Origin of the sequence: Pseudonocardia endophytica (genome assembly GCF_004339565.1) — a bacterium.
Taxonomy (GTDB): domain Bacteria; phylum Actinomycetota; class Actinomycetes; order Mycobacteriales; family Pseudonocardiaceae; genus Pseudonocardia; species Pseudonocardia endophytica.
This window is the reverse complement of the sequence record NZ_SMFZ01000001.1, coordinates 3882366-3894814: the sequence shown is the minus strand read 5'-3', so window position 1 is coordinate 3894814 and position 12449 is coordinate 3882366. Positions and strand designations below refer to the sequence as shown.

Below are 12449 nucleotides of genomic sequence, written 5' to 3'. Positions count from 1 at the left end.
GGGGCTTCCGACGACCGGGATCCGGACGGTGGGCGGGTCACCGGGTCGCGACGGCGCGGTCACACCGACCCGGGCGTAGGCCAGGAACAGGACGTGCTGACGACCGCCACGAGGATCCAGGCCGGGCCGATGTCCATTACGCGTGCACGATCGGGGCGGTCACCGGTGCACCGTCGTGCCGGTCGGGCCACCGGAGTGGGAGAGGCTCTTGGCGAAACAGTCGTCGGAACCGAAGCCCTGCGCGTCGCACCAGGCGTTGGCCTGGGCGGCGGTGGAGAACGGCTGCGCGACGACCACGACCCAGTAGTCGCCTCCTCTGAACACCGGCCAGTCCCCGGAGTACAGCAGGGCCGCACCTGGGTACTGGGCGGCCAGGCCGCGGTAGTGACCGAGGATCGCCGCGTCGTCGTAGCGCACGCCGCCGTCGACCGTGCCGGACTTCTTCGACGACAGCTGCGGGACCCACCACCCGGTCGTCGACTCGACCCGGACGCGGTCCTGCTCGACCTGGTCCCGGAGCTCGTCGGACGCCGACGGCGCGACGGCGGGCAGGAACGGCTGCGCACCCGAGGCGCCGGTCGGTGCGGCGGCCGCCGGGACGACGGTGGGCGACGCGTCGCCCAACACGAGCGCGGGGCGCAGCGTCACCAGCACGGCGCCCGCGGACAGCAGCACAACGAGCACGACGGACAGCGCGACCAGCCACGGAGCGGGCGACCAGGCCCGGGCCGTGGGGGCCACGGCCTGCGGGACCGGGACGTACTGGACCGGCGCGTACGGGACGGGGGCGGGCTGGAACGGCGCGTACGAGGCAGGAGCCGGCACCGGAGCCGGACGCAGCGTCGTCGGCTGCGACACCGGGACCGGCGGGTACGACGGAGCCGCACCGCGCGGGACGGGACCCCACACCGGTGCCGACGGAGCGGGTCCGCGCCCCACGGCCATCGCCGCCGGACGCGCCGCGACCGCGAGGTCCGCCCCGCACCCCACGCAGAAGTGCAGTCCGGGCAGGAGATCCGCCCCGCACCGGCACCGTTCGCCCATTCCCGACCACTCCCCGACGACGCGCGGCCTCCGGTTCCGGCCGCATGCCCGTTCATCGAGGTCGGAACGGGGTGTCGTTATCGGCCGAGCTGGACCGAACGGCGTAGTTCATCAGAGTTGGGGACGGCGTAACGGGCTAGTGCGCTGCGGCGAATCGCCGCATGCCACGGGCCGGGACGGCTGCGGTCAGCCGCCGGCCGTCGCCGCGGCGAGCAGGCCGGCGCCGTCGCGGGACGCGGGCGGCTCGCCCGCCTCGCCCATCTCCGTCACGACGCGGAGCAGCTCGGCGTTCACCGGCGTCGGGACACCATGGACCGCCCCGAGCGCGACGACCTCGCCGTTCAGGAACGCGGCCTCGGTCCGGCCGGTCCCGCGTCGCAGGCTCTGCCACATCGACGAGCCGCGGCGCTCCAGCCCGCCGACCGGTGACTCGGTGATCACGCCCTCACGGCGGACCCGGTCGTCCTCGTCCGGGCGGACCGCGACCCCGGCCGCGGCCAGACAGTCGGCGCCTTCGGCGCGGGCCGCGGCGGCGACCTCGTCGAACGCCGGATCGTCCGCGCCGCAGATCGCGTCCGCCGCGTTCGCCAGGTTCGTCAGGAGCTTGCCGTACTTCGCGTCCATCACGTGCGGATCGGCCCGCGACGAGAACCCGGCCGCGGTGAGGTCGGCGGCGATCTTCTCGCTCAGCTCGTCCGTACCGGTGGGGTGGGTGCCGACGTCCAGCACGCCCGGCACCGGCACCGACGACGCGACGACGACGCCCGGCTCGTAGTGCTCGGCGGGCAGGATGACGAGCATCGCCTGCGTCGGGAAGCCGCGCCCGTGGGCCTCCCGCTCGTTCGCGACCCCGTTCTGGGCGCAGACCACCGGCACGCCGGGGGCGAGCTCGTCGAGGACCGCGGCCGTGTCCTGGCTCTTCACGGCCAGCACGACGACGTCGCCCGCGCCCGGCGCGACCTCGGCGACGGTCCCGGCGACCGGTACCCGCACGGTCCGGGAGCGCTCCGGGTCGTCGAACCGCAGCCCGTGCTCGCGGATGGCGGCCAGGTGCGGTCCGCGGGCGACGAGCACCACGTCGCGCCCCGCCTCGTGCAGCCGCACCCCGATCGTCCCGCCGACGGCCCCCGCACCGATCACCACGTAGCGCACGGGGCCAGCCTGTCAGGCGTCGAACTTCCGGATCACGGTCACCGGGGCACTGCCACGCCACGCGTCCTCGATCAGCTCGGTGAGCCGTTGCTCGTCGATCCGGTCGAGGTCGATGAGGATGGAGCCGTACCCGTCGTAGTGCGGGGTCGTGTAGAACGCGGGGTCGCCGGAGGCGAGCAGCGCCTCCTTCTCCTCCATCGGGCACCTGACCATGAGCCCGCCCTCGGCCTCGGTCCGCAGGCGCGCGAAGCCCTTCCTGCGGACCTTCAACGACGGCGTCCCGTAGGACGTCGACTCCTCGACCTCCGGCAGTGCGGTCGCGATCCGGACCACGTCATCCCACGTCGGCATGGGTCCATCCTGGACCGGCCCGCGTGCGGTGTCGTGAACGAAACGGATCCGCTCAGAGGTGCTCGGCCAGGAACCCGTCGACGGCTCGTCGTCCGGCCTCGACGTACTCCGGCGCCTTCCACCGTTCGACGAGCGTGACGCCGGGAGCCAGCTCCGCGAGACGACGGGACGCCGACTCCGGATGTGCCTCGTCGCCGCCCATCAGCACCAGCCACGGCGTCGTGACGTGGGCCAGCGCCTCGTCGGGCACGCTGAACAGGACCCCGCCGCCACCGAACAGGTTCGTGCGCAGCCCCGCCCAGTCGGCCTCCGTCGCCTCCGGGTGCGCAGGGGCGAGCTCGGCGGCCCAGTCGTCGACCATCCCGTCGAACCGCTCCTGGTTGCCGTCGCGGCCGATCGGCTGGAGCGTCACGGCCGCCCGGATCCGCTGCGGTGCGGTGGCCAGCAGGCTCGCGATGTAGGAGCCGCCGATGCACATGCCGAGCACGGCGAACTCGTCGACGCCGAGATGGTCGAGCACTGCGAGCTGGTCGGTGGTCCAGCTCGACCATCCGTCGGTGCCGTGCACGTCGGCGACCGAGGAACCGGCGTTGCGCTGGTCCATGGCGATCACGCGGTAGCGCTCGGAGAGGTGGGTGACCGGGTTCCAGGGCGCGTGCTGCCAGAAGTCGACCGTCGATCGCATCCCGCCGGGCGCGATCAGCAGGATCGGGACGTCCGAGGCGGGCGACGACGGCCGGTGGTCCTCGTAGTACAGGGAGACGCCGGGGCGTTCGAGCTGCGGCACGGGTCGTCAGGTTACCCGCGCGGGCTTCCGCCGCACGGGTTTGCGCCTGGCCAGCACGAGCACGCCGTAGACGGCCATCAGCAGGCCGATCACGGCGACCGGCACCCACCCGTCGCGGACCCGGTCGCCGAGCAGCACGATCCCGACGATGCCCGGCACGATCACCTGGGTGACCATGTACAGCGCCGTGACCGTGGCGACGTCGCCGAGCCGCAGCGCCCGCGCGTAGTTGTAGAGGCCGGTCGCCCACAGCGCGATCAGGATGTACACGAGCGGCTCGGTCAGCAGCGCGACGATGATGTTGCCCGGCTCGAGCTGCATGGCGCGGACGCAGACGGACCCGCCGCCGAGACCGAGCCCGGCCATGATCCCGGACGGCCACGGCTTCCACACCCGTCGCGTCGCGGCGGTGAGGATCACGAGCGTCAACGCCGCGAGCGCCATCACGACGATCGTCGTGGTCGGGCTGCCGTAGCGGGCGCCCTTGTCACTGCCAGCGCTGAGCGCGACGAGCACGAGGCCGACCATGCTCGCGCCGATCGCGACCCGGTGGACCGGCCGGAGCATCTCCAGCTTCACGAACCGGGCGTACAACGCGGTCAGCGCGATCGCGCCGGCGACCGTCGCCTGCACGGCGAACACCGGAAGGTGCTGCAGCGCGATGACCACGCAGGTGTAGGCCAGCACGTCGACGCCGAGGCCCGCCACGAACCGCGGACGGGCGAGCACCGCCGACGTCCGGGTGACCTGACCGGCCGCGTCGGACTGCAGGATCGCAGCGAGGCAGTTGAACACCATCGCGACGACCGCGAACAGCATGCCGATCACCACGGGACGGTCCCCCCACGTCGGGAGCGGTCCGACCCCGGCCTGCGCACCCCGTGATTGTCACGGATGGGATCAGACGCCCGCCGGGCGACCCGTCCGCGCGATCCGGGCGATGCGGCTCCACGGCGCCGACGGGGTGTCGGCGTCCTCCGGCGCGCCCGCCTGTGCGGGGATCCGGTAGTCGCCGATCGGCGGGACCCGGTCCTGCGGGCTGAGCTCGAAGAAGCCGCTCATCAGACCCGTTGTCGACGTCTCGCCGCGCTCGGCCGCCGTGCGCCACGGGGTCTGCACGGTCCGGCCGTCGCGACGGTCCCGCAGCGCGCGCCGCGGCCGTTCGGTCACGAGAAGCACGACCAACGTCGCCACCACACCGACGAACAACGGCCCGCCGACGATCAGTACCGGCCACCCGAACGCGAGGTACGCGAACCCCAGCGCCAGTGCCGCCATACCGATGACCGTTCCTGCCCACCGCGCCACCGCGGTTCCCCCTCGTCTGCTCGAACGTGTGCTTCCGGTGTACCACGTCTCAGGTGCGGAAATACGCCGTTGTCACCCGTTGTGGGTCACACGGAACCCACCTTGACGACACCCGCCCCGGCGTCCCCGCGATCCCGCCCGCTCACGATCGGCGGAAACGGTCAGAACGCGCCACCAACGGCGCGATCCAGACACTCCTGCCGATCACCGGAGTGGTGCGCGAAGGTGGGCCGCACGAACGCCCAGCCATGATCAGCGGGACCGGTCAGGACACGCCACCAGTGGCGCGATCCGACCACTCCAGCCGATCAAGAGGCGCGGCCGGCCCCGGGCGGTAGGCCCTGGGAGGAAGGGTCGGGGCGGTGCGGGGGCTCCCGATCCGCACCGACCCCGACGCGTCACATCATGCCGTCCGGATTGTCGGGATCCGGGCGGTGGGGACCGATCAGGACCCGGCCGCCGGTGCAGGCGGGGTCGCCGTGCACGACGCCGGAGGCGTCGACCCGTCGGTGGGCTTGCAGGGGTCGACCGGCGTCGTCGGCTCCTTGGACGTGTCGTCCTTCGGCGGGACCTTCACCGGGTCCTTGACGACCGGCGCGGGTGCCGCCGGAGCCGTCGGGGCCTTCGGAGCGGCCGGCGCGGGCGCAACCGGCGGGATCACGGCCGGAGCCGGAGCGGCAGGGCGCTTCGTCGGGTCCGTGGCGCGGTTCGTCGTCGCCCCCTGGTGGGGCTCGGTCGACGGGGCCGCCGGAGCGGCAGGAGCCGGGGGAGCACTCGTCGTCGGAGCGGCGCCCGTGTCCGGCACGATCGAGCGCGCGCTGGCGCCGTCCAGCGTCACGGCGGCAGTCGGCCAGAGCAGCACGGCCGCGACGATCGCGAGCGCTCCGGCCAGTCCACCCGCGCCGACCAGCCAGCGGGCGCGGTTGTCGGTGCCGCGCTGCGGGCCGGTGTCCTGCGTGACGTACGACGACGTGCCCGTGAAGCCCGGACGGACGGGAGCGGCGGCGATGCGCGTCGCCGGCTCGAGCAGCGCGACAGCGGCGAACCGCTCGGTCGGGGCGTCCTGGAAGGACAGCGCGACGGTCTCGATCGGGCCGGTGCGCTCGACGTCGGACTCCTCCGGCACGGCCCGCTGGACCGGCACCTCGACCGCCGGCCACGACGCCGCGTGCCGCGGGAGCATGGCGAGTGCGGCGCCCTTGGCGATGGCGTTCTTCGGGTCGGCGTCGACGGCGACCGGGCGGTCGAGGCGTTCGGAGACGGTCTGGGCGACCAGCGGGATCCGTGAGGAGCCGCCGACGAGCAGGACCGAGGACAGTTCGGAGGGGTCGAGGCCTGCGGAGTCGACGGCGCGGCGCAGTGCCTCGACGGAGTCCTCGATGCGGGGGCCGATGAGTTCTTCGAACTCGCTGCGGTGCAGGCGGACGACGGTCTGGGCGCCGCCGAGCCAGACGGGGACGGAGACCTCGGTGTCGGAGGAGAGGCCTTCCTTGGCTTCGCGGCATTCGCGGCGCAGGCGGGCGACGGCGGCCCAGACGGCGGGGTCGGACTCGTCGAGGCCGGCGAAGGCGTCGCCTGCTCCGGCGCGGACGTGTTCGAACACGACCTCGTCGAAGTCGACGCCGCCGAGGAACTCGAGTCCTTCGGGGCGTCCGAGCAGGGTGAAGCCGCCGGTGCCGGATCCGGGGGCGTCCTTGCGGACGACGGCGGAGTCGAAGGTGCCGCCGCCGAGGTCGTAGACGGCGATGGTGGAGCCGGGTTCGACGCGTTCGGCCGCGGCGTAGCAGACGGCCGCGGCCTGCGGCTCCGCCAGGAACTCCACCTGCGGTGCGCCCAGACCCTCCAGCGCCGGGTCGAGCGCCGAGCGCAGCAGCTCCAGCTTGTGCCCTCCCCAGGACGCCGGGTGGGTTAGCGCGATCCGCTCCGGCATACCGCCCTCGCGCGCGGCGGCGGTGTCGACGACGTGCCGCACGACCGTCGCGGCGAGCTCCTCGGCCGGCAGGGCGCCGGTGCCGAGCGAGACCGGGGTGGGGTCGCCGATCCGGCGCTTGAACTCCCGGGCGACCCGGTCCGGCTCGACCATCGCGCGGCGCTCGGCGGCGTCACCGACGAGCAACGACCCGTCCTCGCCGTCGAGCACGACGGACGGCATCTCGGAGCCGTGGGCACCGAGCCCGACCATCTCGGGCTCGCCGACGGCCTCACCGCCTCGGGTGCGCAGCACGGCGGCGGCGGTGTAGGTCGTGCCCAGGTCGATCCCGAGCAGGTACGACATGACGTGGTTCCCCTCGTACGGGCGCGCGCCCGGGGAGCTGGGCGCTGCGGCTCTCGTAGGGCCCATCGATCCCGCGGGCGGAGTCGTTAGCCCGGTTCCCGACATGTGACCCGGACCCGGGCCGATCCCCCTAGGGGCCCCGTAGGAACCCGGCGCGATCCCCGATGGCCCCCGGACCCCCGGCTCCTAGCTTTCCCATCAACACCGGCCGTGATCCACGGACGGGACGCACCGATCCGGAGACGATCACCGATGAGCGAGCAACTGACCCTGATTGACTTCATCCGGGAGCTCCTCGGCCTCGAGGGCCAGGACAAGGCCATCCAGCTGCGCGACTACTTCGAGCAGAACCCGCACGCGGCGCTGCAGGAGTACGGCCTGGGCCACCTGAGCCCGGAGGACGTGCACGACGCGATCGTCCTGTTCCAGGACAACGACACGGTCAGCTTCGACCGCCACTACGACACCGGCTCGAACTGGCTCGGCTCCACCTGGGGCGGCCACGACGGCGGCATCGACTGGGGCAAGGTCGGCGTGCACACCACCGGCCCGGAGCAGTGGCGCGAACACGTGACGGACAACCACGTCACGAACAACGTCGACGACCGCGACACGATCATCGACCACTCGGTGAACCAGAACGTCGACACCGGCGGCGGCAGCTTCGAGCAGTCGATCGACAACAACTCGGTCAACGCGACCGGCGACGGCTCCGTCGCGGCCGGCGGAAACATCACGGGCTCGACGATCACCACCGGCGACGACAACGTCGTCGGCAACGACAACCAGGTCGTCCACGGCGACGGCAACACCACCGCGTTCGGCAGCGGCAGCGCCGTCAAGGGCGTGACGGTCGACAAGGGCAGCGCGTTCTCGGTGAACGGCGACTCCTCCGCCGACTCGTCCACGAACGACTCGTTCAACAAGACCTGGACCGAGTCGCACTCGTACAGCGAGACCCGCGACTCCTACAACCAGCACGACGACAGCTCGGTCCACACGACCGTCGACGACCACAGCCACACCGACATCGGTTCGCACAACGACGTCGGCCTGCACTTCGGCTGATCCCCGCTCCACCGCGAGACCCCGGGCGCCGGGGCGGACCCCCGACCCGCCCCGGCTCCCGATCCCCACACATCTCCCCGGGCCCCGACGCGCCCGGTGACCATCCGGAAGAAGGACGACCATCATGGCCGACAAGTCCCTGCTCCAGTTCATCCTCGACCTGCTCCGCGACCCGGAGAAGCTGCAGGAGTTCAAGGACGACCCGAAGGGCGCCCTGAGCGCCTGCGGTCTGCAGAACGTCACGCCGGAGCAGGTGCACGACGCGATCGTGCTGGCCTCGGACAACGACCACGTCAGCTTCGACCGCGACTACAACACCGGCGGCAACCACGTGGCCGGCGCCAGCGTCCCGCCGCCGCCCCCGCCCGCGTCGCACGCCGACCACGACGCCGGCGTGAAGTACCTGGACAAGTACGTCACCAACAACTACATCACGAACAACATCGACGACCGCGACACGATCATCGACCAGTCCGTGAACCAGAACATCGACACCCACGGTGGCGACTTCAACCAGACCATCGACAACCACTCGGTGAACGCCACCGGTGACGGCGCGGTGGCCGCGGGCGGCGACATCAAGGACTCGACGATCACCACCGGCCACGGCAACGTCGTCGGCGACGGCAACCACGTCGTGAACGGCAACGACAACACGACCGCGTTCGGCGAGGGCTCCGCGGTGCGCGACGTGAACGTCAAGGACGGCAGCGCGTTCTCGGTGAACGGCGACTCCTCCGCGGACTCGTCGACGAACGACTCGTTCAACAAGACGCACACCGAGACCACCGACATCGACAAGACGATCAACTCGCACAACACGGACACCGACTCGTCGGTGCACACCGACGTCGACAACCACAGCCACACCGACCTGCTGTCGCACAACAACGTGGATCTGCACCTGCCGGTGCTCTGATCGCGCGGGTGCTCACCCGGACGCCGTAACGCGGTCGTCCTACCGGCCCCCTTCACCCACCCGGGGTGAAGGGGGCCGGTCTTTCTGGTGTAACAACGAGCGTGCGCCCGGCATCCGGCAGTCTGTGTCGCGAACGGGGAGAAGGGGGAGGCGTCGAGTCGTGGCGGTACCGGAGGCGGTCGATCTCGTCGACCTCGCACTCAAGGCGACCACCGCCTACCAACGGCCCGACCTCGCCCAGCGGCTGCAGGCCACCCGGGCCCGCCTGGCCGACCCGAACGTCCGGGTGCTGATCGTCGGGGAGTTCAAGCAGGGCAAGAGCCAGCTGGTGAACGCGCTGGTCAACGCCACGGTCTGCCCGGTGGACGACGACATCGCCACGGCCGTCCCGACGCTCGTGAAGCACGGTCCGGAGACGACCGTGACGCTCGTGCGCGAGACCGGGCCGGAGCACCAGCGCACCGAGACGACGTCGGTGCCGGTCGAGAGGCTCGCCGACTACGTGTCCGAGGCCGGCAACCCGGGCAACAAGGCGCGGCTCACCCGCGCCGAGGTGACGCTCCCGCGCAAGCTGCTGTCGACCGGGCTCGTGCTCGTCGACACCCCCGGCGTCGGCGGGCTCGGGTCCGCGCACGGTGCCGCGACGATGTCCGCACTGCCGACGGCCGACGCCGTCGTGCTCGTCTCGGACGCGTCCCAGGAGTACACGGCGCCGGAGCTCGAGTTCCTCCAGGCGGCGATGAAGCTGTGCCCGAACGTCGGGTGCGTCGTCACGAAGACCGACCTCTACCCGCACTGGCGCCGGATCGTCGAGCTCGACGACGGCCACCTGGCCAGGGCCCGGATCGACACCGCGATCTACCCGGTGTCCTCGGCGCTGCGCCTGCACGCGGCGCGCACCCAGGACATGGAGCTCGTCGCCGAGTCCGGCTTCCAGGAGCTCGTCGGGTTCCTGCTGCGCAAGGTCGTCGCCCGTGCCGACGACCTGGACCGGACGTCCGTGGCCCAGGACGTGCTGACGGTCTGCGGGTCGCTGTCGGCGACGATGCGCGCCGAGCTGCTCAGCCAGGAGGACCCGGCCCGCGCCCAGGCACTGACCGACGAGCTGGAGCGGGCGAAGGCGCGCGTGGACTCGCTCAAGCAGCGCTCGGCCCGCTGGCAGACGACGCTCAACGACGGGATCAACGACCTCGTCGCGGACATCGAGTACGACCTGCGGGACCGCCTGCGCACCGTCTCCCGCGAGGGCGAGCAGCTGCTCGACGACGCCGACCCGGCCGACATCTGGGACCAGTTCACCGAGTGGTTCCACAAGCAGGTGTCGCAGGCCGTCGCGCAGAACTTCGTCTGGACCACCGAACGGGCGCGCTGGCTGGCCGAGCAGGTCGCCGAGCACTTCGCAGAGGACGTCGACGTGCAGCTGCCGGACCTGCGCCTCTCCGGTGGCGTGGTGGCCGGGAAGGTCGACCCGGTCGAGCTGCCGGTCGGGGAGAACTTCGGCGTCGGGCAGAAGCTGTTCGTCGGCATGCGCGGCGGGTACGGCGGCCTGCTGATGATCGGTCTGGCCAGCACGGTCGCCGGGTTCGCGCTGCTCAACCCGCTCTCGATCGGCGCCGGTCTGCTGTTCGGCGCCAAGACCGTGCGCGACGAGCGAAAGCGGCTCGTCCAGCGCCGCCAGGCCGAGGCGAAGGGCGCGGTGCGCAAGCACATCGACGAGGCCACGTTCCAGATCGGCAAGGACTCCCGGGACAACATGCGCCAGATCCAGCGGGAGCTGCGCGACCACTTCACGACGCTGGCCGACGAGCTGTCGAAGTCGCTGGCCGAGTCCGTCGCAGCGGCCCAGACCGCCGTGAAGGGCGACGCCGACCGGCAGCAGCGCATCGCGGACCTGAAGGCCGAGCTGGAGCGGGTGGAGGCGCTGGCCGAGCGCGGGCGGAAGCTGACCGTCGAGGTGGCGGCGACATGACCGGTCCGAGCCGGACCCTGCCCCGTCACGACCCCGCACCGGACCTCACGGCGTCGGTGCGCGACCTGCTTCGCCGCACGATCGACGCCTACGCCGACTCCCCGCAGGCCGCCGGTTGGCTGCGCCGCCACGAGGAGCGGTTCGCCGAGCCGTTGCGGGTGGCGATCGCCGGCAAGGTCAAGGCGGGCAAGTCGACGCTGCTCAACGCGCTGGTCGGGGAGCAGATCGCGCCGACCGACGCCGGCGAGTGCACCCGGATCGTCACCTGGTACCAGGACGCGCCGTCGCCGCGCGTGCAGATGTTCCCCCGGCAGGGCCCGCCCCGGCCGCTGACCATCTCCCGCCACCGCGGCGCGCTCTCGTTCGACCTGCAGGGCGTGCCGGTGGAGCAGGTGGACCGGCTGCTCGTCGACTGGCCGTCGCGGAGCCTGCGGTCGACGAACCTGATCGACACACCGGGCATCGGATCGCTCTCGGTGGACACGTCCGCCCGCGCGGGGGCGTTCCTCGTGCCGGACGACGCGCCGTCGCCCGCCGACGCCGTCGTCTACCTGATGCGGCACCTGCACGCCGGCGACGTCCGGTTCCTGGAGTCGTTCCACGACCGCGACGTGGCGCGCGCGACGCCGGTGAACACGATCGCCGTGCTCTCCCGCGCCGACGAGATCGGTGTCGGCAGGCTCGACGCGCTCAGCTCGGCGCGGCGGATCGCGCGCCGCTACCGCGGCGACGAGAAGCTGCGCGGCCTCTGCCAGACCGTCGTCGCGGTGGCCGGGCTGCTGGCCGAGACGGCCCGCACGATGCGCCAGGACGAGTACCAGGCGCTCACCGAGCTGGCCGCGCTGAGCCGCTCGGACGTCGAGGCGATGCTGCTGTCCGCGGACCGCTTCGGCCGGGCCGAGCTGGATCGTCCGGACTCCGACACCCGGGTCGCGCTGCTGGAGCGGTTCGGGCTGTTCGGCGTGCGGCTGGCGACGACGCTGATCCGCCAGGGCGTCACCGATCCGTCCACACTGTCCACGGAGCTGATCCGCCGTTCCGGGCTGGACGAGCTGCGGACCGTGCTGACCAACCAGTTCGCCGAGCGCCGCGACCTGCTCAAGTCACGCTCCGCGCTGCTCGCGGTCGACCTCGTACTGAGCCGGGAACCGCGCCGGGCAACCGCGTCGCTGCGGGCCGAGGTGGAACGGATCCTGGCGGGCGCGCACGAGTTCGTGGAGCTGCGGACGCTCACCAACCTCCGCGGCGGCGCGATCACGTTCCCGGCCGAGGCGGCCGACGACGCGGAACGCCTCCTGGGTGGCGACGGCGGCTCGGCCGCCGCCCGGCTGGGCCTCGATCGCGGCTCCGACGCGGCCGACCTGCGGGACGCCGCGCGCGATGCGCTGCACCGCTGGAAGCGTCGTGCGGAGAGCCCGTTGACCGGCCGCGCCGCCGCGGACGCGGCTCGCGTCGTCGTCCGCACGTGCGAGGGGATCCTCGCCGCCCACCGCTGACCGGCCCCCACCCCTCACCTCCACCTCCGAACGAACGGGCCGTTCGGGCAACGACATTGCTCGAAGGTGCCGTTCGTTCG

The 12449-nt window shown here is 72.4% G+C and carries 11 protein-coding genes; 4 read left to right on the top strand and 7 right to left on the bottom strand.

Translation table 11 applies throughout. The annotated features are described in order from the left end of the window. Positions 1–159: 159 nt before the first annotated feature. The 7 genes from EV378_RS18095 to EV378_RS18065 form a co-directional block, all read right to left on the bottom strand. Positions 160–1044 carry a hypothetical protein gene (locus tag EV378_RS18095; RefSeq protein WP_165922327.1) on the bottom strand — a complete coding sequence of 295 codons (885 nt, stop codon included), beginning with the start codon at positions 1042–1044 and terminating at the stop codon, positions 160–162. A 186-nt stretch (positions 1045–1230) separates the two neighbouring features. Continuing rightward, positions 1231–2196: a ketopantoate reductase family protein gene (locus EV378_RS18090; RefSeq protein ID WP_132426931.1), complete on the bottom strand. Its 966-nt coding sequence runs from the start codon at positions 2194–2196 to the stop codon at positions 1231–1233. A gap of 12 nt (positions 2197–2208) precedes the next feature. Beyond that, complete coding sequence (locus tag EV378_RS18085) at positions 2209–2547, bottom strand: MmcQ/YjbR family DNA-binding protein (RefSeq protein ID WP_132426929.1); 339 nt, start codon at positions 2545–2547, stop codon at positions 2209–2211. A 52-nt stretch (positions 2548–2599) separates the two neighbouring features. Beyond that, on the bottom strand, positions 2600–3334 hold the full coding sequence (locus EV378_RS18080) for an alpha/beta fold hydrolase (protein WP_132426927.1): 735 nt from the start codon (positions 3332–3334) through the stop codon (positions 2600–2602). A gap of 6 nt (positions 3335–3340) precedes the next feature. Next, the gene (locus tag EV378_RS18075; protein ID WP_132426925.1) at positions 3341–4162 is read right to left on the bottom strand and encodes a hypothetical protein; all 822 of its coding nucleotides are present in this window, start codon (positions 4160–4162) and stop codon (positions 3341–3343) included. Positions 4163–4234: 72 nt separating this feature from the next. After that, positions 4235–4612: a hypothetical protein gene (locus tag EV378_RS18070; RefSeq protein ID WP_132426923.1), complete on the bottom strand. Its 378-nt coding sequence runs from the start codon at positions 4610–4612 to the stop codon at positions 4235–4237. A gap of 475 nt (positions 4613–5087) precedes the next feature. Beyond that, positions 5088–6917 (bottom strand): Hsp70 family protein, encoded by a 1830-nt coding sequence (locus EV378_RS18065; RefSeq protein ID WP_132426921.1) that lies wholly within the window; start codon positions 6915–6917, stop codon positions 5088–5090. A gap of 252 nt (positions 6918–7169) precedes the next feature. Here EV378_RS18065 and EV378_RS18060 point away from each other — a divergent pair, with 252 nt between their 5' ends. The 4 genes from EV378_RS18060 (at position 7170) to EV378_RS18045 (ending at position 12369) form a co-directional block, all read left to right on the top strand. Next, entirely contained in the window at positions 7170–7985 is an 816-nt protein-coding gene (locus EV378_RS18060) for a hypothetical protein (RefSeq protein ID WP_132426919.1), read from the top strand. Between the two features lie 124 nt (positions 7986–8109). Further along, positions 8110–8904, top strand: coding sequence for an IniB N-terminal domain-containing protein (locus tag EV378_RS18055; RefSeq protein ID WP_243653531.1), 795 nt, complete (start codon positions 8110–8112; stop codon positions 8902–8904). Between the two features lie 160 nt (positions 8905–9064). Continuing rightward, the gene (locus tag EV378_RS18050) at positions 9065–10873 is read left to right on the top strand and encodes a dynamin family protein (protein ID WP_132426915.1); all 1809 of its coding nucleotides are present in this window, start codon (positions 9065–9067) and stop codon (positions 10871–10873) included. Beyond that, positions 10870–12369 carry a dynamin family protein gene (locus EV378_RS18045; RefSeq protein ID WP_132426913.1) on the top strand — a complete coding sequence of 500 codons (1500 nt, stop codon included), beginning with the start codon at positions 10870–10872 and terminating at the stop codon, positions 12367–12369. Before EV378_RS18050 ends, EV378_RS18045 begins: the two co-directional genes overlap by 4 nt. Positions 12370–12449: the final 80 nt, after the last annotated feature.

Coding starts and splice junctions, on each gene's coding strand:
- EV378_RS18095 (WP_165922327.1), bottom strand. CDS start 1,044: ATGGGCGAACGGTGCCGGTGCGGGGCGGATCTCCTGCCCGGACTGCAC.
- EV378_RS18085 (WP_132426929.1), bottom strand. CDS start 2,547: ATGCCGACGTGGGATGACGTGGTCCGGATCGCGACCGCACTGCCGGAG.
- EV378_RS18070 (WP_132426923.1), bottom strand. CDS start 4,612: ATGGCGGCACTGGCGCTGGGGTTCGCGTACCTCGCGTTCGGGTGGCCG.
- EV378_RS18065 (WP_132426921.1), bottom strand. CDS start 6,917: ATGTCGTACCTGCTCGGGATCGACCTGGGCACGACCTACACCGCCGCC.
- EV378_RS18060 (WP_132426919.1), top strand. CDS start 7,170: ATGAGCGAGCAACTGACCCTGATTGACTTCATCCGGGAGCTCCTCGGC.
- EV378_RS18055 (WP_243653531.1), top strand. CDS start 8,110: ATGGCCGACAAGTCCCTGCTCCAGTTCATCCTCGACCTGCTCCGCGAC.
- EV378_RS18045 (WP_132426913.1), top strand. CDS start 10,870: ATGACCGGTCCGAGCCGGACCCTGCCCCGTCACGACCCCGCACCGGAC.